This is a genomic window from Streptomyces hiroshimensis (assembly GCF_014650335.1).
Lineage (GTDB): Bacteria > Actinomycetota > Actinomycetes > Streptomycetales > Streptomycetaceae > Streptomyces > Streptomyces hiroshimensis.
The window spans coordinates 87,386-113,386 of record NZ_BMUT01000016.1; the positions used below are offsets into that span (position 1 = coordinate 87,386).

A 26,001-nucleotide genomic window follows, 5' to 3' on the forward strand; every position below is an offset into this window, starting at 1 on the left:
TCCTCCTTAAGACGGACGCCGCCCCGGAGAGGGACTACGAAGGGGAACTACAGCGCTTCCGCCCCCAACGCCGTGAGCAGCGTGCCGTACGCCACAGTGCCAGGCGTCACAGGGGCGTAGTGGCCCACTCCCGGGAGGATCCGCAGGGTGACATCCGCGCTGCCGGGGTGGCGCATCGCGGCCGCGGCGTAGGACCGGGACAGGGCGATGGGGACGTCCGGGTCGGCGGTGCCGTGGAGGACGGTGACCGGGATATGCACAGGGCCCCGGAGGACGGGATCCGCCTCCGGGGCGTCGTTCCGGGCGCCGCCCAGGAACTCGTCCACCGCTCCCCCGCTCAGCCGCAGCTCCCGGGCGCGGGCGAGATCGGCGACCGGGGCCACGGCGACGACGGCATCCACGCCCGGCGGTGCGGCGTGCCCGCCGGCCGCCGCGCACAGCGCGAGGTGCCCGCCCGCCGAGTGGCCGACGAGCACGTGCCGGGAAGGCCTGCCGGGGCGCACGCGGACGCCCACGGCCCGGATGACGTCGTCCAGGGTCTGCGGCCACCCGCCGCCCCCGTCGCCGCCCACCCGGCGGTACTCGGCCAGGGCGACCTCCACACCGCGCGCGGCCAGGGCCGCCGCGAGGGGCGCGAGGTGACGGCGGTCGTACGCCTCGCGCCAGAACCCGCCGTGCAGCAAGGTCACTCGCAGGCCGGTGGGAGCGGCCGGCAGGTGGAAATCGACGACCTGGCTGGGGTGAGCGCCGTAGGAGACGGTCTCGTCGGGCGGGACGTACGGCAGGCCGAACAGGGCGTCCTCTTCGGCCGTCATCCCCGAACCCCCTCCAGGACGTCCGCCAGCACCCGCGCCGCGCGTTCCGCGTCCGCGAAGCGCGTGTACAGCGGCGTGAAGCCGAACCGGAGGATGTCCGGGCGGCGGAAGTCGCCGACGACGCCGCGGCGGATGAGCTCCGTCATGACGTCACCCCCTGGGGGGCCCGCGGCGCAGCGCAGCGAGACCTGGCTGCCGCGCTCCCCGTGCGCCTCCGGCGTCACCGATTCGACGCGGCCCTGCGGCACGTACGCCTCGACGCAGCGCAGGAAGAAGTCCGTGAGGGCGAGGCTCTTGGCGCGGACGGCCGCGAGATCCACGCCGTCCCAGACGTCGAGGGCGGCGTCGAGGGCGAGGAGGGCGAGGATCTCCGGCGTGCCCACGCGGCCGCGGACGGCACCGTCGGCGGGGGTGTAGGCGGGAGCCATGGCGAAGGGGTCGGCGTGGGAGTTCCAGCCGGGGAGCGGGGAGTCGAAGCGGTCCTGCAGGGCGCGGCGCACGTAGAGGAAGGCGGGCGCGCCGGGGCCGCCGTTCAGGTACTTGTACGTGCAACCGATCGCGAAGTCCGCCCCGTCGGCGTCGAGATGGACGGGGAGCGCGCCTGCGCTGTGGCAAAGGTCCCACACGGTGCGGGCGCCTGCCGCGCGGACGGCCGCGGTGATGCCGGGGAGGTCGTGGAGGCGACCGGTGCGGTAGTCGACATGGTTGACGAGGACGACGGCGGTACGGGGCCCGGCCTCGCGGGCCAGGTCCGCGGCGTCGACGGCACGGACACGGCAGCCGGTCATACGGGCGGCGGACTGGGCGATGTAGCCGTCGGTGGGGAAGGTGGCAGCGTCGACGAGCACTTCGTCCCGCGACGCGGTGTCCGTCAGGCGGATCGCCGCCACCACGGCCTTGAAGACGTTGACGCTTGTGGAGTCACCCGCGACGACCTGGCCGGGGGCGGCTCCGACCAAGCGGCCGATGCGGTCACCGACGCGCTCGGGCGCCGTCCACCAGCCGGATTCCTCCCAGGACCGGATGCGCAGCCGTCCCCACTCGCGCCCGACCACGTCGGCGATACGGTCGGCAACACCGCGCGGCAAGGCGCCGAGCGAGTTCCCGTCCAGATAGACGCAGCCATCATCCAAGTCGAACTCGGCGCGCTTGGCGGCCAGTCCGTCGGCGGCGTCGAGCGCCGCGGCCTCCTCGGCCAACGCCGCCTCAGACACGGCTACGCGCTGTCCACAGCTCTGGGAACACGTTCTTCGTCGCCCGCTTCTCCAGCCAGGCGACGCCCGGCGAGCCTCCGGTGCCCACCTTCGCGCCCATGGCTCTGCGCGTGGCGACCAAGTGGTCGTTGCGCCAGCGCCAGACGAGCTCCGCGACCTCCGTCAGCGACTCCCCCAGGCGGCACTCCGGGCTGCCCTGATCCCCGGCGTATATCCGCTCCCAGACCGCCTCGACCGCCGGGTCGGCGGCGTACCGCTCGGAGACATCGCGGTCGAGGACGGCCGCGGGGATCTCATGGCCGCGGCGCGCGAGATGGCGCAGCACCTCGTCGTACAGGCTCGGTGCGTAGAGCGCCTTCTCCAGCTCGGCATGGATCTGCGGCGCGCCCTGGTGCGGCACGAGCATGGCCGCGGACTTGTCGCCGAGGAGGAACTCCAGACGCCGGTGCATGGCCGACTGGAAACCGGAGGCGTCGCCCAGAGCGGACCGGAAGGCGTTGAACTGGGCCGGGGTGAGGTGGGCCAGCGGCTCCCAGGAGGCGTTGAGCGACATCAGCTCGTACGTGGACCGCTTGAGGGCGGCCATCGCCACCGGCAGGTCGTCCTCACGAAGGGCCCGCGCCGCGGTCTCCCACTCGTGCACGATGACCGTGAACCAGAGCTCCATCACCTGGGTGGTGACGAGGAAAGCCATCTCCCCGGGATCCTCGGAGAGCGGCACCTGAAGATTGCTGAGCACCGAGGCCCGCACATAGTCCTCGTACGGGGTGGTGCCGGTGAAGTGCAGGTTGGGTGCGGTGTCCTGTGAGTCGGAAGTCATCTCGTCTCCCCTGCCGTCGCTCCCGGGTTCGCCGGGCCACTGCGGCGATCATGCGGTCCGGGGAGCGGTCCCGGCAAGGGCTGTGGATAACCCGGCGGACAGCCGGAGCGCCCCGCACGAGGCGGGGCGCTCCGGCCGGTCGTTCAGCTCAGCTCAGCTCGGCTCAGCCCGGCTCGGCTCAGCCCGGCTCAGCCCGGCTCAGCCCGGCCCGGCTCAGCCCAGGGTGTTGGCGGCCGTGGGGGAGCTGTCGCGGAGGAAGGTGGAGCAGCGCTCGTACTCCTCCTGCTCGCCGATCGCCTGCGCGGCCCGCGCGAGGGCGTGCAGCGCGCGCAGGAAGCCGCGGTTCGGCTCGTGCTCGAAGGGGACCGGGCCGTGGCCCTTCCAGCCGCTGCGGCGCAGTGCGTCGAGGCCGCGGTGGTAGCCGGTGCGGGCGTACGCATAGGACTCGACGACCCGGCCGGCCTCGAACGCCTCGTCGGCGAGCTGCGCCCACGCGAGCGAGGACGCCGGGTACTTCGCGGCGACCTCGGCGGGAGCCGCCCCGGAGGCGAGCAGCTCGCGCGGCTCCGGGTCGTCGGGCAGGTGGGTCGGGGGCGGTCCCCCGAGCAGGTTCTCGTGAATGGACATGCGCTCCAGTCTGCCCTTCCGCTGCGCTTTGCGTTACCGGGCGCCGGGGGCTTTTCACGCCGGAGGCTTTCCCGTCGGAGGCTTTCCCCGCCGGGCGCTCTTCACGCCGGGGGCCTTTTACGCGTCCCCCGGGTCCAGCGGCGGCGACGCCATGCCGCAGTGGTACGTGGCCTCCGGGTGGCAGGGCCGCTCGCCGGTGGGCTTGGGGGCCCGCAGGGCCGTCGCGCGGACCGTGAACCAGGCCAGCACCGCGCCCACCACCAGGGAGCCCGCGCACCAGTACATCGCCTTGCGGAAGGTGTCCCCGAACGCCTCGGGGTCGCGGTACGCATCCGGCCCCATGCCCACCAGCAGGGGCAGCGCGGCCACGGCGATCAGGCCCGCCGCGCGGGCGGCCGCGTTGTTGATGCCGCTGGCCAGGCCCGCGCGGGCCACGTCCACGGAGGCCAGGACCGTCGCCGTGAGCGGGGCGACCAGCGCCGTCATGCCCAGGCCGAGGACCACAAGCGGAGGCAGGACGTCCGCCCAGTACGAGGCGCCGCGGTCCACGCGGACCATGAGCACCATGCCCGCGGCGCACAGCAAGGGCCCAATCGTGAGGGGGAGGCGGGGGCCGATCCGCTGGGAGATCTCCCCCGAGCGGGCGGACAACAGCAGCATCAGGATCGTCGTGGGCAGCAGTGCCGTCCCCGCGGCCAGCGCCGACCAGCCCAGGACGACCTGCAGCTGCAGCACCGAGAGGAAGAAGAAGCCGCTGAAGGCCGCGTAGACGCACACCGTCACCGCGTTGATCGCCGAGAACATGCGGATGGAGAAGATCTCCAGTGGCAGCATGGGGTCGGGCCTGTGGGCCTCCACCCAGCAGAAGGCGACGCCCAGGAGGACGCCCGCGACCGCGGGCCCGATCACCCAGGGCGAGGCGCCCTTGTCGGGGGCGGCGATCAGCGCGTACGTCACCGCGCCGAGGGCGAGCGCGCCCAGCGCCGCGCCGAGCACGTCGAAGCGGCCGCCCGCGTTCGGGTCGCGCGTCTCCGGCACGTACTTCACGGCCACGGGTACGCACACCGCCGCCAGCGGCAGGTTGATCAGGAACACCCAGCGCCAGCCCGGGCCGTCCACCAGCCAGCCGCCGACGAACGGGCCGATCGCCGTGGCCACCCCGCCCAGGCCGGACCAGGCGCCGACGGCCGCGGCCCGGTCCTCCTCGCGGAAGACGGCCTGGATGAGGGCGAGCGAGCCGGGGGTGAGCAGCGCACCGCCGACGCCCTGCAGGGCGCGTGCCCCGATCAGCACCCCGGCGTTCGGGGCGATCCCGCACAGGAGCGAGGCCAGCGCGAACCACACCACCCCGATGACGAAGACCCGGCGCCGGCCGAAGCGGTCCCCCAGCGCACCGCCCAGCAGGATCAGGGCGGCGAGGGTGAGCATGTAGGCGTTGACGGTCCACTGCAGACCGCCCAGGTCCGCGCCGAGGTCCCGGCCGATATGCGGCAGGGCGACGTTGACGACGGTGCTGTCGAGCATGGCCATGCCCGAGCCGAGGACGGCCGTCAGCAGCACCGCGCGCCCCGTGGCCGTCCCCATGTGCACCGCGGGCCCGCGCCCGGGTTCCGGTGCGGAGTCGCTCATGGCGCGATCATCCCCCGGACGGGCCCGCGCGGCCACGCGAAAGGGCCCGGTCCCGCTCGCGGTGAGCGGGACCGGGCCCCTGGCCGGCCGTATGGGCTGCGCGTACGAACCGCGCGTACGAACCGCCTACAGGCCTTACTTCAGCTTCGTGCCCGTGGAGCGCAGGTCCGCGCACGCCTTGGTGACGCGCTCGGCCATGCTCGCCTCGGCCAGCTTGCCCCAGGTGCGCGGGTCGTAGGTCTTCTTGTCGCCGACCTCGCCGTCGACCTTCAGGACGCCGTCGTAGTTCTTGAACATGTGGGCCGCCACCGGACGGGTGAAGGCGTACTGGGTGTCGGTGTCGAGGTTCATCTTCACGACGCCGTTCTCCAGCGCGGTGCGGATCTCCTCCTCCGTGGAGCCGGAGCCGCCGTGGAAGACGAAGTCGAACGGGTCGGCCTTGCCGTGCTTGGCGGCGATGCCGTCCTGCAGGTCGCGGAGCAGCTCGGGGCGCAGCACGACGTTGCCCGGCTTGTAGACGCCGTGGACGTTGCCGAAGGAGGCGGCCAGCAGGTAGCGGCCCTTCTCGCCCAGGCCGAGCGCCTCGGCGGTGCGCTCCACGTCCGAGACGGTGGTGTAGAGGTCGTCGTTGATCTCGTGGGAGACGCCGTCCTCCTCGCCGCCGGTCGGGGTGATCTCGACCTCGAGGATGATCTTCGCCTTCACGGCCTCGGCGAGGAGCTCCTTCGCGATGGCGAGGTTCTCGTCGAGCTTCTCGGCGGAGCCGTCCCACATGTGGGACTGGAAGAGCGGGTTCTGACCGGCGGCGACGCGCTCCTGGGAGATCGCGAGCAGCGGGCGGACGTAGCCGTCCAGCTTGTCCTTCGGGCAGTGGTCGGTGTGCAGCGCGATGTTCACCGGGTACTTCTTGGCGACGACGTGCGCGAACTCGGCGAGCGCGACGGCGCCCGAGACCATGTCCTTGCTGTACTGGCCGCCCAGGAACTCCGCACCACCGGTGGAGATCTGGATGATGCCGTCGCTCTCCGCCTCGGCGAAACCGCGCAGCGCGGCGTGGAGGGTCTGCGTCGAGGTGACGTTGATGGCCGGGTAGGCGAACTTGCCTGCCTTCGCCCGGTCGAGCATCTCGTTGTAGACCTCGGGGGTTGCGATGGGCATCTGTCCGCTCCTTGTGATGTGCGGGTACGGGCGTAATACGGGGCCCTGACCTAGGGGGCGACGGTCATCGTCGCCCCCATACTTCCAGACTCCCCGAATTACTCCACATGAGGCTCACCACGCTCATATGAGCCCGGGCATGCACAGGGGGTGTGGTTTCACGTGAAACCACACCCCCGGGCCTGAACGCCGTAAGGAAACAGCAGGTCAGGAGAGATCCAGGTCCCCCAGCGAGTACCCCGTCACATAGCGCAGGCCGGCGCCCTCGATCGCGGAGGCGGCCCCGCGGTCGACGATCGTCGCCACCGCGACGACCTCCGCGCCCGCCTCGCGCGCCGCCTCGACGGCCGTCAGCGGGGAGCCGCCGGTGGTCGAGGTGTCCTCGACCACCAGGACGCGGCGGCCCTTGATGTCCGGGCCCTCGATACGGCGCTGCATGCCGTGGGTCTTCTGCGCCTTGCGGACGACGAAGGCGTCCAGCTTGCGGCCGCGCGCGGCGGCGGCGTGCAGCATCGAGGTGGCGACCGGGTCGGCGCCCAGGGTGAGCCCACCCACGGCGTCGAACTCCAGGTCGGCCGTGGCGTCCAGCATGACCTGGCCGACCAGCGGCGCGGCCTCGGCGTCCAGGGTGATCCGGCGCAGGTCGATGTAGTAGTCGGCCTCCTTGCCGGAGGAAAGGGTCACCTTGCCGTGGACCACGGCCTTGTCCTTGATCTGCTGCAGCAGGGCGTCACGCGTGCTCATGCCCATGAGCTTAGGCCAGCGTCCGCGCGCTCACGCGAGCGTCCGCCAGGTCCACGTCGTGGAGATCTCCAGCGGGTCGATCGGCGTGACCAGGCGCGGCAGGGTGTTCAGGCCGTTGGGCGGGCCGGACTGCGGCTCGACGCAGACGGCCGCCTCCTGCTCGTCGTAGATCACGACCCACTCGGCGCGGCTCGCCACCTTCAGCTCCAGGGCGCCGGGCCAGGTCAGGGTGACGTCGACGCCGTCGGGCATCCCGAAGCAGTCGTCCCAGGGGCCGGGGAGGGGGTCGATGCGGCGGCCGGTGGGGATGTGGTCGTCGCCGCGCTCCTCCTGCCAGCCGGGGGTGAAGTCGATCTGCACGTCCTCGCCGGTGCCGAGGTTCCGCAGGAACCAGGGGTGCCAGCCGGCCTGCGCCGGGAAGGAGTCGCTCGCCGCCTCCACGCCCATGGTGAGGGTGACGGCGTCGGGGGCCAGCTCGACCAGCTGCGTGACCCGGCCGGGGTACGGCCAGGGGGCGGCGAGGTCGTAGGTGAACGCGGCGGAGGAGTCGTCCGCCCGGACCGTACGCCAGGCCGTGTCGCGGCCGGTGCCGTGGATGGCGTGCGGCGGGTGGTTGACGGGCATCTGGTGCCGCTCGCCGCCGTTGCGGAACTGCCCGAGCTCGATCCGGCCGCACCAGGGGACCATGGGGAAGCAGCCGTACTTGTCGCCCTGGCGCAGGAGTTCGGTCCCGCCGATGCGGAGGCCGGTCAGCCGGCAGCCGTGTGCGGGGTCCACGGTGAGTTCGGCGTCCCCGGCCTTGAGGCGGACCGGCTGCCCCTGCTGCCCCGGCTGTGCGGACTCGCTGAAGCGTGCGGGCTGGTCGCCGGCGTCGTCTGTGCGTACGTCATTCGTCACGGTTCCGACCCTATGGGCATCCGCCGCCGCGAGCATCCGGCCCGGGGCCGGGACGAACGGACCGACCGCGTACGGGTGGGGCCCGGCCGACCGTCTGCCGGTGGGAGCCGACCAGCCGTCAGCAGCCCGGCCGCGGCCCGTCAGCGGGCGAGACCGACCGACCGTCAGCAGCCCGGCCGCGGCCCGTCAGCGGGTGAGACCGACCGACCGTCAGCAGCCCGCAGGGCAGCCGTCAGCGGCGGCGGCGCAGCACGCGTCCCACCACGACCGCCGACGCCAGCGCCACGGCCGCGGCCGGAGCCGCCCACCGCAGGGCCGTCGCCGTCGCCGAGGCCGCCTCCGGCGCCGGGACGGGGGCGTAGCGGCCGCGGGGCGGCGCGTGGTCGACCTCCTCGGCGCTGCGGCCGATCATCGTGCGGCGGGCGTGCGCGGCCTCGGCCGGCGGCTCGTCGTCATCCACGTCGTCCTCGTCGAGGTCGTCGTCGGCGAGGTCGTCCGCGAGGTCGTCGTCCGCCGAAGGGTCGAGGGACGGCGGCGGGACGGCCGTGTCGAAGACGCTGCCGCCCTCCAGCCGGGGGCCGCCCCCGGCCGCCTCCTCGGCGTCCTCGCGCAGCTCCTCCACGAGCGCCGCGGCGAAACGGTCCAGCAGGCGGCGTGCGGTCGCCTCCGTGGTCTTCTCGTCGAACTCCGCCAGCCGGCCGCCGGTGGCCACCGTCCCGGCGCACGTCAGCCGCGCGCCACCGGGTGCCTCCGCCAGCAGGCCGCGCAGCGTCAGCGTCACCGTGCCGGTGCCCCGTACCTCGGCGCCCTCGCCGGAGAGCTCGTACGCGCCCTCGCGCTCGGTCAGCCGCAGGTGGCCCCGGTAGGTGATGGTCGAGCCGCCTATGCGCAGCCGCAGCCGCCCGGCGACGGTCTCACCGGAAGCGTCGGCGCTGTCCTGGTGCAGGCCGGGGACGCACCGGGCCACCCGCGCCGGGTCGGCGAGGACCCGGCGCACCGCCTCGACGGGAAACGGAACGAACACCTCATGCTCCATATCAAGCGAGCCTACCCACCGGGCCCCTCACCAGGGCCTCTCCGGACGGATTTTCGTGGAGACCGCCCTCCGGAGATCGTGGAGACCGCCGTCCGGAGATCGTGGAGACCGCCGTCCGGAGATCACGAAGCCGGCCTCAGTCGCCGACCGTGAAGCGCTCGCCGATGTGGTTCGCCTCCTCGATCTCGTCGACGAGGGCCACCGCGTAGTCCTCGGCGGAGATACGCGACTTGCCGTTCCCGTCCACGACGAGGTCGTCCAGGGCCGTGCGGTACGTGCCCGTGCGCTCGCCCGGCTCGATGAGGCCCGCGGGGCTGAGGTTGGTCCAGCGCACGTCGGTGACCGTGCGGTAGTAGTCCAGGGCGTCACCGTGCGCGTGCATGATCTGCAGCAGGAACTCGGGCAGTCCCTCGGCGTCCCAGACCTGCTTGCCGTCGGGCGTGCGCAGCGAGCCCGCACCGCCGACCGTGATCAGCCGCGGCGCCTTCTCGCCGAGCGCGCGCACCCCGGCCACCAGCGACTTCGCCGCGGGCTCGATGGTCGCGACGTGCCCGGGGCCGTCGCCGCCGCCGACCGCGCTGACGACGACGTCCTGGCCCTGGGCCACGGCCTCGACGGACTCGGGGTCGAGGACGTCACCGGTGGCGACCGTCAGGTTCTCGTGCTTCTCGGTGAGCTTCGCGGGGTCGCGGACGACGGCCGTGACCTGGTGGCCGCGGTCCAGGGCCTCGCGCAGGACGCGGCTGCCGATGGTGCCGGTGGCGCCGAAGAGGGCGATCTTCGCCATGGGGTTCTTCTCCTCAGAAATGTGGTGCAAAGCCTGCTGAAGTGGGGTGATCACTAAAGTGATCAGTGCTGGTCGAGAGCGCGGGTGAGCCCGCGTGCGCTGGTCGTCGGGCCGCCGAGCCGCCGCAGCCCGCCGGGCGTGTGCAGCAGCAGCGTCGGGAACTGGTCGACGCCCAGCCGCCGGACCTCCCGGAACTCCGCCTCCGCCGTGCGCCGCGTGGCCGGGTCGGCGAAGGCGGCGACGGCCGCACCGGCGTCCACGCCGCCGAGCCCGGACGCGACCGCCCGCACCGTCTCCGGGTCGGACAGGCTCCGCCCGTCCACGTACCAGGCACGCTGCAGTGCACCCGCGAACTCCAGTGTCCGCTCGGGGGCCTGCTTGCGCAGCGCGGCGAGGGCCGTCGCGGCGGCGGCCGAGTCGAGGACGGCCGTGCCGTCGGCGAACGCCTCGGCGTAGCCGGGGCCGAAGACCGCGCCGGTCAGCTCGCCGATCCTGGCGTCCGCCTGGGGGATGTAGGAGTAGGCGGACACCGGCTGCACGCGCGGGCCGGTGAAGAGCCCGCCGCTGAGCACCGTCAGCTCGATGCGATCGGCATTCGCCTCAGCGAATTCCCGGATGGTGGGGCCGAAGCCGTAGCACCAGCCGCAGTAGGCGTCGAAGGCGTAGGTGAGCCGATGCCGCCGTCCGGTGTCTGCCATGTCGTGTCCCTGCGTCTTTCCCTGCGTTTTTGCGTTTCTCTCTCGCACTGTCTTGTGCGTTACGACCACGCTAAAGGCGTTTTTCACCCATAAACAGGTAAGCTCGCGTCTCGCCATGGTGAAAAAGCGACACGATGAAAAACGGCCTCCGCCCGGCGACATCGTCGAGCTCGCCTATCAGGCCCCGCCCGGCACGCCCGCCGGCGTCGAGGTGATGTCGGTGGCCGAGCTGCGCACCCGCGCCCCCGAGGGCCTCCTGGGCACCCCGCAGCGGCTGGACTTCCACCAGATCGTCGCCGTCCGCTCCGGCGCGACCGCGCACACCGTCGACTTCACCGGCCACTGGCTGGAGGAGGGCTCGGTGCTGTGGGTGCGTCCGGGGCAGGTGCAGCAGTTCGGCGACCCGGAGCTGATCGAGGGCACGGTCGTTCTCGTCCAGCCCGGTTTCCTGCCGCCCGGCAGCCCCGTCGCGGCGGTGGCGGACGACCCCTTCCGGCCGGTGGTGTGGCAGCCGGCCGGCCAGGACCGCGAGGCCGTCTTCTGCGCCGTGGGCCACCTCGAAGCGGATTTCCGTACGGGCGCCGGCCTGCCCGCCGACGTGCACACCGACGTCCTGCGCCACCTGCTGTCCGTGCTGGTGCTGAGGCTCGCTCACCTCACCGCCCCCGTCGGCAGCCGGGTGCCCGCCCCGGGCGACGCCTTCCTGCGCTTCCGGGCCGCGGTCGAGCGGGAGTTCGCCACGAGCCACCGGGTCGCCGACTACGCCCGGGCGCTCGGCTACTCCTCCCGGACGCTGTCGCGCGCGACGACGGCCGCGGCCGGGGTGGGCGCCAAGGAGTTCATCGACCGGCGGGTGATGCTGGAGGCCAAGCGGCTGCTTGCGCACAGCGGGCTGCCCGCGGCGCGGATCGCGGGCCGGATCGGCTTCGACGACGCGGCGAACTTCTCCAAGTTCTTCCAGCACCGGGAGGGGTGTTCACCGGGCGCCTTCCGCAGCCGCATGCGCGGCCCGGCGGCTACGGGGTGAACCCTCCCACCTGAGCGGCGGCCGGGGCCTCCGCGTAAACCGCCGTCCCTCACTCCGCATACCGCGGATGCATCAGCGTCGACGGCAGCAGCCCCGGCTCGCGGCTGCGCTCGGCCGCCCGCCCCGCCGCCGCCAGGCCGTCGCGATCGAGCGAGAGCAAGGGCGGCCGCACGGCAGGCAGCTGCAGCGGCAGCGGCTCCCGGGCGGCCAGGAGGAAGCTCCAGTCCTCGCCCTGCCCGCTGCGCGCCGGGGCGCGGTCCGGGCCGCTGCCGGAGACGCCGCCGCCGGAGAAGCCGCTGCCGCCGACGCGGTAGGGCCTGCTGTAGAGCCCGAGCGAGCGGATCGTGGCATCGACCGTCCAGAAGACGTGGGGGCGGGCGCCGAGCGCCCCGGCGTGGACGGCGAGCCGCCCGCCGGGGGCCAGCCGCCGCTCCACCAGGCCGTAGAACTCCTGCGAGTACAGCTTGGTGCTGGGGGTGATGCCGGGGTCGGGGAGGTCGGAGACGATCACGTCGAAGGGGGCCTCGCCGGGCGGGAGCGAGCGCAGCCACTCGAAGGCATCGCCCGTGACGAACCGCACGCGCGGATCGCCGTAGGCCCCGTGGTTGAGGGCGGCGAGATCGGGGTCGGTACGGGCCAGGCGCAGCACGGCCGCATCCACTTCCACGACGGTCACCGAGGCGACATCCCCGTAGCGCAGCACCTCGCGGACGGCGAGGCCGTCACCGCCGCCGAGGATGAGGACCCTGCGGTGCGGGCCGTGCATCGCGGGGTGGACGAGGGCTTCGTGGTAGCGGAATTCGTCGTCGCTGTTGACTCTCAGGCGGCCGTCGAGGAAGAGGGAGAGCGGCTTGCCGCTCTCGCCGCCGCCCGTGAGGACGACCTCCTGGACCCCGGACTGGACGGCCACGCGGACGTCGCCGCCGTAGACGGCGTGGCGCGCGGCCCGCTCGAAGGGGCCGCTGAGGGCCGAGCAGGTGGCGAGGAGGGCGAGGACGAGGCCGTTGGCGGCGACAAGCGCCCAGCGGGTGCGGACGCTGAGGTCGCCGCGGAAGAGCCAGAGGACGAGGGCGCCGCCGGCGACGGCGTTGACGCCGCCGGTCAGCAGCGCGCCCGTCAACTGCCCGAGCACGGGCAGCAGGAGGAAGGGGAAGGCCAGGCCGCCGACGAGGGCGCCCACGTAGTCGGCGGCGAAGAGGTCGGCGACGGCGCCGCCTGCGTCCTGGCGGCGGATGCGCTGGATGAGCGTCATCAGCAGGGGCACTTCGGCGCCGATCAGCACGCCGATGGCGAGGGAGAAGCCGACCAGGGCCGGCCGCGCCTGACCGAACCAGGCGAAGCAGGCGTAGAGCGCCATGGCCGACAGCCCGCCTATGAGCGCCAGCACGGCCTCGACCGCGGCGAAGCCCAGGGCGGCGCGCCTGCGCAGCCGCTTGGCGAGCAGCGAGCCGATGCCCATCGCGAAGACCATGACGGACAGCACGACGGACGCCTGGGTGACGGAGTCGCCGATGAGATACGAGGCCAGCGCGACCAGCTCCAGCTCGTACACCAGCCCGCAGGCGGCGCAGATGAAGACGGTGGTCAGCACCACGAAGCGGCCGAGCCCGGCCGGTACGGGCAGCCGCGCCGGTACCGGGCGGTAGATCATGTCGCGAACGCTACGTTACGAAACGGCAACCCTTTGTCACCCACAAGGGTCTATTACGAGAGAGCCGCCGCCGTCTCAGCCGCCGTCTCCGCCGCCGCCTCCGCCGCCTCCGCCGCGGTCCCGGCCGACGTCCGCGCGCCCACTCTCGTGCGCGTCGCGACCAGCCGCCCCTCCTGGGGATAGGCGTGCCAGGTGCGCCAGCTGACCTGACCGTCGCACCGCTGCGCGAGCAGCGCCGTGAAGGCGTGCGGGCTGCCCGGGAAGGTGCCCGCCAGGCCGTAGGGGTGCTCCGCGACCAGGGCGAGGAGCTCCTGCGCGCGGCCCGCGAAGGAGCCGTGCGAGAGCGTTTCTATCCGGGCCGCGAACTCGTACTCCCAGGCGCCGATGCGTTTGGCGACCCCCAGCGGCAGCGGGGTGGCGCTGCCCGGCAGACAGGCGACCGTCTCCGAGCAGACGCCGCCGCCCTCCTCCAGCAGGACCTGGTGGGAGGCGCCCAGCAGGCGCAGCTGGACCTGGGAGTCGGCGAGCTGCAGATCGAGCACGGCCAGCGCCGGCAGGGGGTCCTTGCCCAGGCACCAGGCGAGGTCGGCGGCGCGGGTGTCGGTGTAGGTGGTCTTGAGGGTGGTGAGCATGGGTCGGCTCCGCAAGCACGCAGTGGAGGGTGGGCCGGCCCGCCGGGGAGGACCAGAGTCTTCGGACGAGGACCAGAGTCTTCGAGTGCGCCGGCTCATGCCCACATATGAGCTGTTTCCGTGGGTCCGGGGACGGTGAATACGGGATTCCCCGCAGCCTCCGACGGAGCCTGCCGGGGAGTTGTCGTCCCGACACGTGTCCCTGAATGAGAGGGAATCATGAAATGAGCAGCGCCCACAGCGTTTTTACCCATCTCATCGTGCTTTCCATCCACGCGAGGGCCGAGCAGTTCAACTGTTCAGAATCTTTGCGGTCCGGCGGGCCCGGGAGAACCCGCCGGATGCATATGCGATCAAGCATGGGCCGGCCGCAAATCCGCGGACCGGCCGGGCTCAGGCGGCGTTCACCAGCTTCTCCACGGCCGAAATCACCGAATCCTCACGCTTGCAGAACGAGAAGCGCACGAGATAGGACGGCGCATCGGGGCGCAGATTGAAGGCGGCCGTGGGAATGGCCACCACCCCGGCGCGCGTCGGGAGTTCACGGCAGAATCGCACGCCGTCCGAGTACCCCCACGCGCGGATGTCCGCCTGGAGGAAATACCCCGCCTCCGCGCGATAGGGGCGCAATCCGGCGCTCGCAAGCCCCCGGCTCAGCAGATCGCGATGGTGCTGCAGTGTGCGCCGTAGCTCCGCCGCCCACTCCTCCACGCCGTCCAGCATCCGCGCGAGCGCCTCCTGGTAGGGCGTGCCCGATGCGTACGTCAGGAACTGCTTGGCGGCACCGACCGCCCGGACGAGCTCCGCCGGGCCGCACACCCAGCCGACCTTCCAGCCGGTCACGTTGAACGTCTTGCCTGCCGACGAGATGGTCAGCGTACGCTCGCGCATCCCCTCCAGCGCGGCGATCGTCGCGTGCTGCGCGCCGTCGTAGACGAGGTGCTCGTACACCTCGTCCGTCACCACCGTCAGCCCGTGCTCGCGGCACAGCGCCGCGATGACGCCGAGCTCCTCGGCGGTGAAGACCTTGCCCGTCGGATTGTGCGGGGAGTTGAGCAGCAGCACCCGGGTGCGCGGGGTGACGGCGGACCGCAGCGCGTCCGCGTCCAGCACGAAGGTGTCGCCGTGTTCGGCGAGCGGGACCCCGACGACTTTCGCGCCGGCGAAGCGGGCGCCCGCCGGATAGGCGTCGTAGCAGGGGTCGAAGGCCAGCACCTCGTCGCCCGGGTCGCACAGCGCGAGCAGCGCCGAGGCGAGGGCCTCCGTCGCCCCCGTCGTCACCAGCACCTCGCCCTGCGGGTCGTACTCCAGGCCGTAGCGCCGGGCTTGGTGCGCCGCGACCGCCTCGCGCAGCGCGGGGAACCCGACGGCCGGCGGGTACTGGTTGCTGCCCGCGAGGACCGCCGCCGAGACGTCCTTCAGCAACCCGGGCGGGGACGGCAGCTCCGGCACGCCCTGGCCGAGATTGACCGCCCCCGTCCGGCGCGCGAGCTCCGTCATCTCCGTGAAGACCGAGGTGCCGAGGCCCTGCACCCGGGCGGCCGGGCTCCAGTCCTTGTTCATGCGATCCCGCTTCCCTGTCGGTTCATGAGCTGTCGGTTCCTGAGCTGTCGGTCCATGAGCTGTCGGTCCATGAGCTGTCCGTTCCTGAGCCGGCCGTTCCTGAGCCGGCCGTTCCTGAGCCGGCCTCACGATATGCAGGCGGGTGCGCGCGGGCACAAGGTCACAGCCACGGTGCTGTGCACGGGCACAGCACACGGCGCCGCCCGCACCGCGCCGACACTCCGCGATGCCCGCCGAGCGGGTGGAAGGCGCACCGCTTACGGGCGCTCCCGCTCGCGCGCGCGAGGCGGGCGCCGCAAGGTCGAGGTGCCGACAAGGCCCAGTCACAGGTGCCGCCAAGGCCCGGTCACAGGCGCCGAGAAGGCCCAGAGGCCAAGGCCGAGAGGCCGAGGATGCCGGAGGTCCCCCCGTGTCAGCCGACACCGCCGTGCCCGTCCGGGCGCCGGAGCCGCGCCCCGCGTCAGGCAACACCCGCGTCCGCCGCGCCGAGCGGGCGCGGGACGCCCTGCGCAGGGCCACGCCCGCCCTCGCGTTCTACGCGGCGGCCCGGCTGACCGGCATGGCGACGATGGCCGCCTGGGCCTGGTGGATCGGCCGCCACCCGCGCACGCTGCTCGGCCACTCCTGGGACGGCATCTGGTACGCCGGCATCGCCCGGCACGGCTACGGCCTGATCCAGCCCTCGCCCACCACCCGCGGCGTCGTCTTCAACGACCTGGCGTTCTTCCCGCTCTTCCCCGGCCTGGTGCGGGCCGTCGCCACCGTCACCCCGCTCACCGTCGTCGGCGCGGGCCTGTTCGTCGCCTGGCTGTCGGCCGCGGCCGCCGCCTGGGGCATCTACGCGCTCGGCGAGCGCCTGTACGGGCGCAGGGCGGCGACGCTGCTCGTGGTGCTGTGGGGGCTGCTGCCGCACGCGATCGTGCAGTCGATGGCCTACACCGAGCCGTTGATGACCGCGCTCGCGGCGTGGGCGCTGTACGCCCTGGTCACCGGGCGGCCGCTGTGGGCGGGGTCGCTCTCCCTGCTCGCCGGGCTCTCCCGGCCGAACGGGATCGCGGTGGCCGCGGCCGTCGTCTGCGCCACCGCGCTCACGCTGTGGCGGCACCCCGAGGCGCGCCGCAACCGGCGGGTGTGGGCGGGCGCGGCCCTCGCGCCGCTGGGCTGGACCGGCTACGTCGTCTGGGCCGGATTCCACTCCGGCGGCGGCCTGTTCGGCTACTTCGAGGTGCAGCGGCTGTGGGGCTCGCGGTTCGACTTCGGGTGGGACGCGCTGCGGTTCGTACGGCACCTGATCACCGGGCGGGACTCCATGGCGTACTACATGACCGTGGCGGTCATCGCCGTCGCGATGGTCCTGCTGGCCCTGCTGGCCCTGGAGCGGCCGCGGCCGCACGCAGCGCTGCTGGTGTACGCCGTCGTGCTCGTCGTCATCGCGGTCGGCGGGTCGAGCTACTTCGCGTCCAAGCCGCGGTTCCTGCTGCCGGCGTTCCCCTTGCTGCTCCCGGCGGCACTGGCCCTGACGCGCGCGCGGCGCCGCACCCTCCTGACGACACTCGTGGCCATGGCGGGGCTGTCGTTCTTCTACGGGACGTATCTGCTGACGGTGGCCCGTATGCCGATGTAGGGGCGCCGGTGTCGTGGGCTGCGGCCGGTTCGGCACCGCCGGATACCCCGGTGGGGGTTGCGCGCCGTTGCGGCGGGATCTCTTTGCCTGGCGGCATCAGACGAATGCCGGGCAAGACAAATCCCGCCGCAACGGCGTTCAGCCACCGCGGCGCAGCCCGGCGGGCCCGTCGGCCCCGGCCGACGCACCCCGCACGAGCGGGAGGCCCTACGCCTCCTGGTCCGGCTTGTCGTCGCCGGACTCCGCGTCCGCCTCAAGGCCCAGCTGCTCGACGAGCCACTTGTCGAACTCGATCGACGCCCGGACCCAGCTGACCGTGCTGGAGACGAAGTGCTCCAGGGCGACGCCGACGCCGATCAGCATCTGCGCCTCGCCGATCAGGCGGACCGTGCCGTCGTCGTTGGTGTGGGTGTAGACCTTCGGCCACAGCGTGCGGCGGTTCCAGTCGTCGACGGCCTCCAGCAGGCGGGCCTTCTCGTCGAGGGCGTGCGGGCGGTCGTAGAACGTCCGCACGGAGAAGACCTGCTGCTCCTCCTCGCCGCGGAACATGAAGTACGTACGGAACTGCTCCCACGGGGCGGCGAGGTCACCCTCGTCGTCCACGACGTACTTCAGCTCCATCTGCTCCAGGAGCTGCTTTACCAGGTCCTGGTCGGGGATGACGGGGCCGGTCGGGCCCGCCCCAGGCTGCGGTTCGGGCTGTCCCCCGAAATTGGGGATCGAGGACGGGTCGATGCTCACCGTGTTATTCCCTTCGTACGGTCTCACGCCATCCTCCCCCATCCCGGGCGGGGGCTGGCAACCCCCGCCCGGCGGATGTCACGGCGTCTTCGCGAGCTCCTCCTCGCGCGCGGGGGCCACGGTCAGGCCGTCACCGTCCGCGGCGATGCCTACCCGCACCGTGTCCCCGTCGTGGATCTCCCCGCCGAGGATGGCCTTGGCGAGCCGGTCGCCGATGGCCGTCTGGACCAGGCGGCGCAGCGGCCGGGCGCCGTAGGCGAGGTCCGGTGCGGCCCCGTCCGGGGCGTTCGGGTCGTGGCCGAGGGTGGCCAGCCAGCGCATGGCCTCGGGCGTGACGTCGAGGGTGAGGCGGCGGTCGGCGAGGCGGCGCTGGAGGTGGCCGATCTGGAGGGCGGCGATGCGCTCCAGCTGGTCCACGCCGAGGGGGTGGAAGACCACCAGGTCGTCGAGCCGGTTGAGGAACTCGGGCCGGAAGGAGGCCCGCACCGTCTCCAGGACCTTCTCCCGCTTCTGGTCCTCCTTGAGCAGCGGATCCATCAGATAGGCGGATCCCAGGTTGGAGGTGAGGATGAGGATGGTGTTGCGGAAGTCGACCGTGCGGCCCTGGCCGTCGGTGAGGCGGCCGTCGTCCAGCACCTGCAGCAGGATGTCGAAGACCTCGTGGTGGGCCTTCTCCACCTCGTCCAGCAGGACGACGCTGTACGGGCGCCGGCGCACGGCCTCGGTCAGCTGGCCGCCCTCCTCGTAGCCGACGTAGCCGGGGGGCGCGCCGACCAGGCGGGCCACCGAGTGCTTCTCGCCGTACTCGCTCATGTCGATGCGGACCATGGCGCGCTCGTCGTCGAAGAGGAAGTCGGCGAGCGCCTTGGCCAGCTCGGTCTTGCCGACGCCGGTCGGGCCGAGGAAGAGGAACGAGCCGGTCGGCCGGTCGGGATCGGAGATGCCGGCCCGCGAGCGGCGCACCGCGTCGGAGACGGCCTGCACGGCCTCGGCCTGGCCGATGAGCCGCTTGCCCAGCTCCTGCTCCATGCGCAGCAGCTTCTGCGTCTCGCCCTCCAGCAGGCGGCCGGCGGGGATGCCGGTCCAGGAGGCGACGACGTCGGCGATGTCGTCCGGGCCGACCTCCTCCTTGACCATGAGGTCCTTCGCGGCGGCCTCCTGCTCGGCTTCCGCCTCGGCCTTCGCCGCCGCCTCCAGCTCCCGCTCCAGGCCGGGGATCTCCCCGTAGAGCAGCTTGGACGCGGTGTCGAAGTCGCCGTCGCGCTGGGCGCGCTCGGCCTGCCCGCGCAGCTCGTCCAGGCGCTCCTTGAGCTCACCCACCCGGTTGAGGGACTGCTTCTCGCGCTCCCAGCGGGCGGTCAGGCCGCGCAGCTCCTCCTCCTTGTCGGCGAGGTCGCGGCGCAGCTTCTCCAGGCGCTGCTTGCTGGCCTCATCCGACTCCTTGGACAGGGCGAGCTCCTCCATCTTCAGCCGGTCCACGGCGCGCTGCAGCTCGTCGATCTCCACGGGCGAGGAGTCGATCTCCATGCGCAGCCGGGAGGCCGCCTCGTCGACGAGGTCGATGGCCTTGTCGGGCAGGAAGCGGGAGGTGATGTAGCGGTCGGAGAGGGTGGCGGCGGCGACGAGCGCGCTGTCGGCGATCTGGACCTTGTGGTGCGCCTCGTAGCGGCCCTTGAGCCCGCGCAGGATCGCGATCGAGTCCTCGACGGAGGGCTCGGCCACCAGCACCTGCTGGAAGCGGCGCTCCAGCGCGGGGTCCTTCTCGATCCGCTCGCGGTACTCGTCCAGCGTCGTGGCGCCGACCATGCGCAGCTCGCCGCGGGCCAGCATGGGCTTGAGCATGTTGCCCGCGTCCATGGCGGAGTCGCCGCCGGCGCCCGCGCCCACGACGGTGTGCAGCTCGTCGATGAAGGTGATGATCTGGCCCTCGCTGGCCTTGATCTCGGCCAGGACGGTCTTCAGCCGCTCCTCGAACTCGCCGCGGTACTTCGCGCCGGCGACCATCGCGCCCAGGTCGAGGGAGACCAGGCGCTTGTTGCGCAGCGACTCGGGGACGTCGCCCTTCACTATCCGCTGCGCGAGGCCCTCGACCACGGCGGTCTTGCCGACGCCCGGCTCGCCGATGAGGACGGGATTGTTCTTCGTACGGCGCGAGAGGACCTGCACGACGCGGCGGATCTCGGTGTCCCGCCCGATGACGGGGTCGAGCCGGCCCTCGCGGGCGGCAGCGGTCAGATCCGCACCGAACTTCTCCAGGGCCTTGTACGTGCCCTCCGGATCGGCGTTGGTCACTCGCTGCCCGCCCCTCGCGGTCTCGAACGCATCCAGCAGGCGCCGTGCGGAGGCGCCCTGCTGGTCCAGCAGCTCCCCGGTGCGGCCGCCCTTGGCGGCGAGGCCGATCAGCAGGTGCTCGGTGGAAATGTAGGTGTCGCCCAGCTCGCGGGCGCGCTGCGACGCGTCGGCGATGACGGCGAGCAGCTCGCGGTTGGGCTGCGGGGGCGCCACGGTCGCGCCCTGCGCGCTCGGCTCCGCCGCCAGCAGCCGCTCGACGCCCGACCGCAGCGCGGCGGCATCGGCCTCGACGGCGGCCAGCAGGTCCATGATGTTCTCGTTGTCCTGGCCGGCGAGCAGCGCCAGCAGCAGGTGCGCGGGCGTCATATCGGCATGCCCGGCCGACACGGCCCGCTCACTGGCCCCGCTCAGCGCCTCCCGGCTCCTGTTGGTCAGCTCGGCATCCACGACGGTGCGCTCCTCCTTCTCTCGGCCTTGCCTCGGCGGCCATCCTGCCCGGGGGTCCCGGTGACCCGTCCTGCCTAGGGCAACATGCGATAAGTTGAGCCTATTCCACTCAACCTTGCCCGCGCCAGCGCCACCGGGCACGGACGGGCCGAATCCGGGCCGGCCGCCCACCCCGTACGCCCCTCCCGGGGACCTGTACCCATGGTCCGCCGCGAGGCGCAGAGCCGCTCTTCCGGCCGCCTCGCGGCGCCGACCGGAGGTGCGGGTCATACAGGCGTACGACGTACACCCTCTCGCGCGAAGATCTGCGGATTACCTGTCGCCACGGTGGGTGCCGGGCAATGCTGGCCTTCCGACCACAAGGGGGTGCAGCATGACGGCTATGGCGCACGAGCCGATGCCTACACAGGAAGAGCTCCTCCTGGAGAGCTTTCTGGCCCTGGAGACCCCTGAAGGCTTCAAGGCCGAGCTCATCGAGGGGGAGATCGTCGTGTCACCGACACCGGTAGGTGATCATCAGGACGCCATCGACATCATCACCGAGCAGATGTACGCGAACTCCGCGGTCCGCATGCAGCAGTCGGCCAACTCCGGCCTGGTCCTGCCCCGGGGTGGGCGCTGCCCCAAGAACCACATCATCCCCGACATCACGTTCGCCCCTCGCGAGCTGCGGATCTTCCGTTCCGCTCCTCCATGGATGCCGTGCAACGACATCGCCATGGTCGTCGAGGTGACCAGCAGCAGGGCGGACATCGACCGCATCACCAAGCGGCACTGCTACGCCCGGGCCGGTATCCCGCTCTATCTCCTCGTGGACCGCGAGTGCGAAACGGTCACGCTGTTCAGCGAGCCCGCAGGCGAGGACTACGGGGACGCGCACAGGACCGCCTTCGGCAAGCCGCTCCCCCTCCCCGCCCCCTTCTCTTTCGACCTTGAAACGTCCGAGCTCAGCTGAAGGCCGCCGCGGCTACGCTTCCCGCATGGCTCACGATCTGCGCAATCTCGACGCCGCCTATGTCGACTTCTGGCGGGAGCGGCACATCTGCACCCTCACCACCACCCGCCCCGACGGCAGCCCGCACCTCGTGCCCGTCGGGGTCACCTTCGACCACGAGACCGGGATCGCGCGGGTGATCACCAACAAGAACAGCCGCAAGGTCGCCAACATCCTCGCCGCCGGGCCGGACGGTGCGCGGGTCGCCGTGTGCCAGATCGGCGAGCGGAAGTGGGCCACGCTGGAGGGGCGCGCGGTCGTCCGCACGGAGGCCGACGCCATCGCCGACGCCGTCAACCGCTACGCCGAGCGGTACGGGCGGATGCCCGCCCCCAACCCCGACCGCGTCCTGGTCGAGATCACCGTCACGAAGGCGCTGGGGCTGGTCTGACGGAACCGCCCACGCCGTCCGCAGAACGTGCATACCGTGTCAACATGTCTCAGTTCACCGTGCAGTTGAGCGTCAACGGCGCGGCGTCCGAGGTCTGGGCTCTGCTCACGGACGACGCATTCCTCGAAGACCTGTACCGGAACCGGCTGAACTACGTGAAATGGGCCGTCGCCGAACGGCACGACGCCCCCGAAGGGGACCTGATACGCACGGTCACCCTGATCCCGCCCATGAACGCCCCCGCTCCGGTGCAGAAGCTCCTCGGCTCGGGCTTCTCGGAGACCGAGAGCAGCCGCTACGACCGGCAGCGGCTCATCTGGACGTGGCGCCGGATCCCGTCGACCCTGGCCGACAAGATCAAGGAGGAGGGGCAGGTACGGGTCGAGGAAGCGCCGGACGGCGGCAGCCGCGTCGTCGCGGAGACGACCATCGAGTGCAAGGTCTTCGGCGTCGGCGGCCTCATGGAGTCGACGGCCGAGAAGCACAGCCGCAATGACTGGCAGAAGCTCGGCGAAGCGCTCAACCAGCGCCTGGACAAGGGCAAGGGCACGAGCTGAGCGCAGGGCCTCCCGTGCTCCGCGAGCACGGGAGGCCCCGGCGGTGCCGCCCCCGCCCTCGCCCCGCCCCCGCCCGCTCGGGGTGACGGACCCGGCCGCCCTGCGGCCCGCCGCACTCCCCGGCGTGGATGAACACCGGCCCCGCCTCGTCGTAGGCCCCGGGCGCGGCGCCCGTGCCGGCGGGATTCGGCCGGGGAGGTCAGGGGAGGTCAGGAGAGGTCAAAGGGGCGGGCGGGAGTCCGGCGGCACAACTGACCGCATCCCCCGGGCGATCCCGTCATGATCGCCGCATACGCTCACAGACGTGGACGTCAACGAATACCGGATCGTCGTCAGCAAGGGTGAGTGGGTGGGGATGGCCCTCATGACCCTCTGCGGCATCCTCTGCCTGCTCTGGGTGACCTTCGGCCTCGGTTGGTCGGACTACCTCGACCACTGGGACGGCAGCGTCCGGCAGGGCAGTGTCGCCAACTACCCGAGCCCCGACCTCATGCTCGCCTTCGGGATCATGGTGCTCAGCCTCACCCCCTTCTCCGCCGTCGCCTTCATCTGGCGCACCTGGACCACGCCCGACGGCGTCCGCACCCGCGGCATCTTCCGTCGCCGCTTCATCCGCTGGCAGGACATCGCCTCCGTCGACATCAGGAAGCACGGCGGGTACAGCCTGCACCCCTACTACCACCTGCAGGTGCGGCTCCACAGTGGCAGGCAGCTGTGCCTGCCCGGCCTCCAGGACCGCTTCGAGGGCAACCTCGCGGGCCCTCGCACCGAGATCGTCAACCGCTGGAAATCCGCCCACGTCGCCGCCGAATGGCAGGAGGCTTCATGACCGATACGGTCCCCCGCACCATCCGTGCCGTCAGCACGGAGCGGCTCCTGCTCCTGGAGCAGGAGGCCGCGACACTCGACTTCAGCCAGCGGCTGCCCGTCGAGTGGGTCCGCGAACACGCCGCGCCCGCGGCAACGCACTACCTGTTCCCCCTGTTCGTTCACGAACTGCGGCACCGGCCCGAGGTGTCGCCCCAGTGGCGGTGCGAGTTGCTTCTCACGGTCGTGACCGGTGAGGAGATCCGGAGCATGCTCGACGTCCGGCCTGATTCGTTCCAGGCCCTACCGGAGTCCCTGACCCCGGCCGCGAAGCGGGACATCGCCCGACGCATCGAACGCACCCGCACGCAGCGGGAGTATTGCGAGGGTACGGAGTGACGCCGGGGGGACGGTTATGACCGTTCCGGGCTCGTCGCTCTCACGCACCCGGACGAGCCCGCCGATCGCGGCGACTTCCACGCAGCTGTTGTCCGGCCCGGACCCGGAGAACGACGACTTCTGCCAGGCGGTCACCTGAGCCCCTCTCTCGCCTTCAGCGTGCGTATCAGCGTGCCGAGTGACCCCGGCGTGGACGATATGACGACGCGGGGTGCATCACTTTCGCGGAGCAGTATCGTGCCTTGCGCCGCAGCCACTTCCACACACTCGTTCCCCGTTGTTCCGGCCGAATAAGTGCTCTTCTGCCAAGCGATCTGCAGCGTCCCCACCTCTTACAGCTGCTTTGCAATGTGATGAATGATGTCCCGGGACTCCGACTGGGACAGTGCGGCATCCTCCACCGAGTCAAGCACTCGGCGGTAGCCGAGCACCTCGTCCTCTTCGTCCACGAAGACACTCCCGTGCACCGTGTCGAACTGCACCGTGTCAAGTCGCCGCACGGCCGCTTCTGCGTAAAGCATCGAGAACGACGCACCGGTGAACGCGTCCCGCTCGAAGGGAACGACGCGCACAGTCACGCCCGGCCGGTCAGCCGCCTCCAGGATGAATCGCAGCTGCTCGCGTGAGACCGCACTGTCCCCCACCCTAATGCGGAGGGCGGCTTCATGGATGATGGCATTCAGCCTCGTCGGCACCGTGCGATCGAGGATCTGCCGACGCCTTACACGGAACTCGACGATCACATCGAGATCCTGCTCCGACAGTTCGGGCATGGTATTTCTGTACAGGGAGCGTACATATCCCTCGGTCTGCAAAAGCCCTGGAATGTGGACCACTTGCAGCGCCCGCAACCGTGCCGCGTGATGTTCAAGCTCAGCCAAGTCCAGGAGGATCGCGGGCAGTACACCGCGGTACGCCTCCCACCAGCCGCGCCTGCGTTCTACGGCCATCGCCGCAAGGGCATCCACAAGCTGCGCATCGTCCACCCCGTAATGAACGGCCAACCCGCGCAACCGCTCCTCGCTCACCGCCGAGCGACCCGACTCGATGAGCGACATCTTCGATGAATCCACGCCGACCGCCCGGGCAGCAGCAGCTGCCGTGATGTCGGCGCGCTCACGCAGCCTCTTGAGCTCCGCGCCCAACCGCACCTGCCGGGCAGTGGGGTTCGTCCTGGGCGGCATGGCTCCTCTTCCTCCCGCGGGTCAGCGTGCTGCGCACTTTGCCACGGCGCCACCCTCACGGGCGAACTCTGCCTAACAGGTTGCGAGGGCAAAACTTTTGCCCCTACGTTGAGTGGCGCCGGTCACACCGGCCAACCCCACCGGAGGTGCCATGCTTCTGCCTGCGCCCAAGGGCGTCGCCATTCCCTCGATCGAACCCTTCGAGTACTGCCTGCGCGTCCCGAACGACGCGCGCGCCGTTCCCGTCGCCCGCACAACGCTCCGCGCCGCGCTCTCCGCCCACGGGCTGGGCGAACTGGCCGGGCGGGCCGAACTGCTGGCCGGGGAGATGCTCACCAACGCCATCGTGCACACCGCCGGTGACGCCGAGCTCCGGATGCGCTGGTCGGAGTGGGAGGTGCTGCGGATGACCGTCTGGGACACGTGCGCCGAGCCGCCGTGCCCGCGCGCCGGCCATCCCTACGCCGACAACGGGCGCGGGCTCAAACTCCTGCAGACGCTCGCCGACCGCTGGAACTACTTCTCCTCGCCCCGAGGGCTCTCCGGCGACGAGGCCAAGGCCGTCTGGTGCGAGCTCACCCGCGCGGCGCCCGCCTGACGCCGCGCCCCGTCGTCGCGCCGCACCCGCAAGCGCGATCGAGCGATCCGCGCCGTCGCCGACTTGGCTCTATCTGGACCTGTACGCCCGTCGGCCGTGCCGCGAGGGTGGGACCCGTTCGCTCTGACGTCGCGTCAGGCGCATTGCCACACCGCGAGAGAGAGGAAGTTCCGCACATGCCTCTGATCCCGGTACGTCCTGGCATCTACAAGATCCACGCCCACATCATCGGCCCGACCTCCCTGGTGACGGCCACCGAGCACGCCGTCAAGTACGGCGCGCCCGTCATCACCGACCGCATGAACCCGCTCCCGATCGAGCAGGACTGGATCATCGAGCCCGTCGAGCCCATCCCGGGATCGCCGTACGTGATCCACCTCGCCCATCACGAGGCGGCGGGCCTCGTGGTCCCGGAGGGGAAGCTCTTCGTCAACTCCGTTCCGCGCGGCGAATGGGAGAAGTTCGTCTTCGAGCGCGTCATCGGCGGGATCAAGATCCTGTCGGAGAAGCAGCAGCACGCCTGGCGTGCCGGCCACCGTGGTGCGCAGATCACGCTCGTCGAGCCGAAGCCCGAGTTCCAGGAGACCTTCACCCTGGAGTTCGTGAGCCCGCTCAACCAGGAGTAGGACCGGGACGAGCAAGCGTGGGGCGGGAGGGCCGTTTCGGCCC

At 71.8% G+C, this 26,001-nt stretch carries 28 protein-coding genes; 9 read left to right on the forward strand and 19 right to left on the reverse strand.

Going from position 1 to position 26,001, the window contains the following annotated elements; all coding sequences use genetic code 11:
- Positions 1–47: 47 nt before the first annotated feature.
- From IE241_RS29175 to IE241_RS29225, 11 genes are all read right to left on the reverse strand, one after another.
- Positions 48–815: an alpha/beta hydrolase gene (locus tag IE241_RS29175; RefSeq protein WP_190024843.1), complete on the reverse strand. Its 768-nt coding sequence runs from the start codon at positions 813–815 to the stop codon at positions 48–50.
- Positions 812–2,029, reverse strand: coding sequence for a kynureninase (gene kynU / locus IE241_RS29180; RefSeq protein ID WP_190024844.1), 1,218 nt, complete (start codon positions 2,027–2,029; stop codon positions 812–814). Before kynU ends, IE241_RS29175 begins: the two co-directional genes overlap by 4 nt.
- The gene (locus tag IE241_RS29185; RefSeq protein WP_190024845.1) at positions 2,022–2,849 is read right to left on the reverse strand and encodes a tryptophan 2,3-dioxygenase family protein; all 828 of its coding nucleotides are present in this window, start codon (positions 2,847–2,849) and stop codon (positions 2,022–2,024) included. Before IE241_RS29185 ends, kynU begins: the two co-directional genes overlap by 8 nt.
- Before the next feature lie 213 nt (positions 2,850–3,062).
- On the reverse strand, positions 3,063–3,476 hold the full coding sequence (locus IE241_RS29190) for a DUF3151 domain-containing protein (RefSeq protein ID WP_058047513.1): 414 nt from the start codon (positions 3,474–3,476) through the stop codon (positions 3,063–3,065).
- A 117-nt stretch (positions 3,477–3,593) separates the two neighbouring features.
- Positions 3,594–5,105: an MFS transporter gene (locus tag IE241_RS29195; protein WP_190024846.1), complete on the reverse strand. Its 1,512-nt coding sequence runs from the start codon at positions 5,103–5,105 to the stop codon at positions 3,594–3,596.
- A gap of 135 nt (positions 5,106–5,240) precedes the next feature.
- On the reverse strand, positions 5,241–6,263 hold the full coding sequence (fbaA, locus tag IE241_RS29200) for a class II fructose-bisphosphate aldolase (protein ID WP_058047511.1): 1,023 nt from the start codon (positions 6,261–6,263) through the stop codon (positions 5,241–5,243).
- A gap of 207 nt (positions 6,264–6,470) precedes the next feature.
- Positions 6,471–7,013 (reverse strand): orotate phosphoribosyltransferase, encoded by a 543-nt coding sequence (gene pyrE / locus IE241_RS29205; RefSeq protein WP_190024847.1) that lies wholly within the window; start codon positions 7,011–7,013, stop codon positions 6,471–6,473.
- Positions 7,014–7,037: 24 nt separating this feature from the next.
- Entirely contained in the window at positions 7,038–7,784 is a 747-nt protein-coding gene (locus IE241_RS29210) for an aldose epimerase family protein (RefSeq protein ID WP_229899999.1), read from the reverse strand.
- Positions 7,785–8,136: 352 nt separating this feature from the next.
- Positions 8,137–8,940: an SRPBCC domain-containing protein gene (locus tag IE241_RS29215; RefSeq protein ID WP_190024849.1), complete on the reverse strand. Its 804-nt coding sequence runs from the start codon at positions 8,938–8,940 to the stop codon at positions 8,137–8,139.
- A 136-nt stretch (positions 8,941–9,076) separates the two neighbouring features.
- Positions 9,077–9,727: an NAD(P)-dependent oxidoreductase gene (locus tag IE241_RS29220; RefSeq protein WP_190024850.1), complete on the reverse strand. Its 651-nt coding sequence runs from the start codon at positions 9,725–9,727 to the stop codon at positions 9,077–9,079.
- Positions 9,728–9,789: 62 nt separating this feature from the next.
- A complete protein-coding gene (locus IE241_RS29225) occupies positions 9,790–10,425 on the reverse strand; it encodes a DsbA family protein (protein ID WP_190024851.1) in 636 nt (211 codons plus the stop codon).
- A gap of 115 nt (positions 10,426–10,540) precedes the next feature.
- On the opposite strand from IE241_RS29225, the gene IE241_RS29230 reads away from it, so the two are divergent.
- The gene (locus tag IE241_RS29230) at positions 10,541–11,452 is read left to right on the forward strand and encodes a helix-turn-helix domain-containing protein (protein ID WP_190024852.1); all 912 of its coding nucleotides are present in this window, start codon (positions 10,541–10,543) and stop codon (positions 11,450–11,452) included.
- 49 nt (positions 11,453–11,501) lie between these two features.
- Here the strand turns inward: IE241_RS29230 and IE241_RS29235 are convergent, their stop codons facing one another.
- The 3 genes from IE241_RS29235 to IE241_RS29245 form a co-directional block, all read right to left on the reverse strand.
- Positions 11,502–13,103 (reverse strand): polyamine aminopropyltransferase, encoded by a 1,602-nt coding sequence (locus tag IE241_RS29235; RefSeq protein WP_190024853.1) that lies wholly within the window; start codon positions 13,101–13,103, stop codon positions 11,502–11,504.
- Between the two features lie 53 nt (positions 13,104–13,156).
- The gene (locus IE241_RS29240; protein WP_190024854.1) at positions 13,157–13,735 is read right to left on the reverse strand and encodes a DUF2617 family protein; all 579 of its coding nucleotides are present in this window, start codon (positions 13,733–13,735) and stop codon (positions 13,157–13,159) included.
- A gap of 393 nt (positions 13,736–14,128) precedes the next feature.
- Positions 14,129–15,298, reverse strand: coding sequence for an aminotransferase class I/II-fold pyridoxal phosphate-dependent enzyme (locus IE241_RS29245; protein WP_190024855.1), 1,170 nt, complete (start codon positions 15,296–15,298; stop codon positions 14,129–14,131).
- Positions 15,299–15,707: 409 nt separating this feature from the next.
- Here IE241_RS29245 and IE241_RS29250 point away from each other — a divergent pair, with 409 nt between their 5' ends.
- Positions 15,708–16,922 carry a putative hexosyltransferase gene (locus tag IE241_RS29250; protein WP_190024856.1) on the forward strand — a complete coding sequence of 405 codons (1,215 nt, stop codon included), beginning with the start codon at positions 15,708–15,710 and terminating at the stop codon, positions 16,920–16,922.
- A 207-nt stretch (positions 16,923–17,129) separates the two neighbouring features.
- Here the strand turns inward: IE241_RS29250 and IE241_RS29255 are convergent, their stop codons facing one another.
- Together IE241_RS29255 and clpB are read right to left on the reverse strand one after the other, a co-directional pair.
- Positions 17,130–17,663: a YbjN domain-containing protein gene (locus IE241_RS29255; RefSeq protein ID WP_229899977.1), complete on the reverse strand. Its 534-nt coding sequence runs from the start codon at positions 17,661–17,663 to the stop codon at positions 17,130–17,132.
- 78 nt (positions 17,664–17,741) lie between these two features.
- A complete protein-coding gene (gene clpB / locus IE241_RS29260; RefSeq protein WP_190024858.1) occupies positions 17,742–20,402 on the reverse strand; it encodes an ATP-dependent chaperone ClpB in 2,661 nt (886 codons plus the stop codon).
- Positions 20,403–20,775: 373 nt separating this feature from the next.
- Here clpB and IE241_RS29265 point away from each other — a divergent pair, with 373 nt between their 5' ends.
- The 5 genes from IE241_RS29265 to IE241_RS29290 all read left to right on the forward strand — a co-directional run bounded on the left by IE241_RS29265 (position 20,776) and on the right by IE241_RS29290 (position 23,550).
- Positions 20,776–21,357 (forward strand): Uma2 family endonuclease, encoded by a 582-nt coding sequence (locus tag IE241_RS29265; protein ID WP_190024859.1) that lies wholly within the window; start codon positions 20,776–20,778, stop codon positions 21,355–21,357.
- 25 nt (positions 21,358–21,382) lie between these two features.
- On the forward strand, positions 21,383–21,787 hold the full coding sequence (locus IE241_RS29270; protein ID WP_190024860.1) for a pyridoxamine 5'-phosphate oxidase family protein: 405 nt from the start codon (positions 21,383–21,385) through the stop codon (positions 21,785–21,787).
- Positions 21,788–21,831: 44 nt separating this feature from the next.
- Positions 21,832–22,344, forward strand: a complete 513-nt coding sequence (locus IE241_RS29275; RefSeq protein WP_190024861.1) for a DUF2505 family protein — start codon at positions 21,832–21,834, stop codon at positions 22,342–22,344.
- A 304-nt stretch (positions 22,345–22,648) separates the two neighbouring features.
- On the forward strand, positions 22,649–23,173 hold the full coding sequence (locus IE241_RS29285) for a PH domain-containing protein (protein ID WP_190024862.1): 525 nt from the start codon (positions 22,649–22,651) through the stop codon (positions 23,171–23,173).
- Entirely contained in the window at positions 23,170–23,550 is a 381-nt protein-coding gene (locus IE241_RS29290; protein WP_190024863.1) for a hypothetical protein, read from the forward strand. Before IE241_RS29285 ends, IE241_RS29290 begins: the two co-directional genes overlap by 4 nt.
- Here the strand turns inward: IE241_RS29290 and IE241_RS29295 are convergent.
- The 3 genes from IE241_RS29295 to IE241_RS29305 are packed head-to-tail and all read right to left on the reverse strand — an operon-like array spanning position 23,455 to position 24,734.
- Entirely contained in the window at positions 23,455–23,685 is a 231-nt protein-coding gene (locus IE241_RS29295) for a DUF397 domain-containing protein (RefSeq protein WP_190024864.1), read from the reverse strand. The genes IE241_RS29290 and IE241_RS29295 overlap by 96 nt on opposite strands.
- Positions 23,682–23,879 (reverse strand): DUF397 domain-containing protein, encoded by a 198-nt coding sequence (locus tag IE241_RS29300; RefSeq protein WP_308433760.1) that lies wholly within the window; start codon positions 23,877–23,879, stop codon positions 23,682–23,684. The genes IE241_RS29295 and IE241_RS29300 overlap by 4 nt, the downstream gene beginning before the upstream one ends.
- 3 nt (positions 23,880–23,882) lie before the next feature.
- Positions 23,883–24,734 carry a helix-turn-helix domain-containing protein gene (locus IE241_RS29305; RefSeq protein ID WP_190024865.1) on the reverse strand — a complete coding sequence of 284 codons (852 nt, stop codon included), beginning with the start codon at positions 24,732–24,734 and terminating at the stop codon, positions 23,883–23,885.
- Between the two features lie 151 nt (positions 24,735–24,885).
- On the opposite strand from IE241_RS29305, the gene IE241_RS29310 reads away from it, so the two are divergent.
- Positions 24,886–25,332 (forward strand): ATP-binding protein, encoded by a 447-nt coding sequence (locus tag IE241_RS29310; protein WP_229899979.1) that lies wholly within the window; start codon positions 24,886–24,888, stop codon positions 25,330–25,332.
- A gap of 176 nt (positions 25,333–25,508) precedes the next feature.
- Entirely contained in the window at positions 25,509–25,958 is a 450-nt protein-coding gene (locus tag IE241_RS29315) for a hypothetical protein (protein ID WP_190024866.1), read from the forward strand.
- The last annotated feature ends 43 nt before the right edge of the window (positions 25,959–26,001 follow it).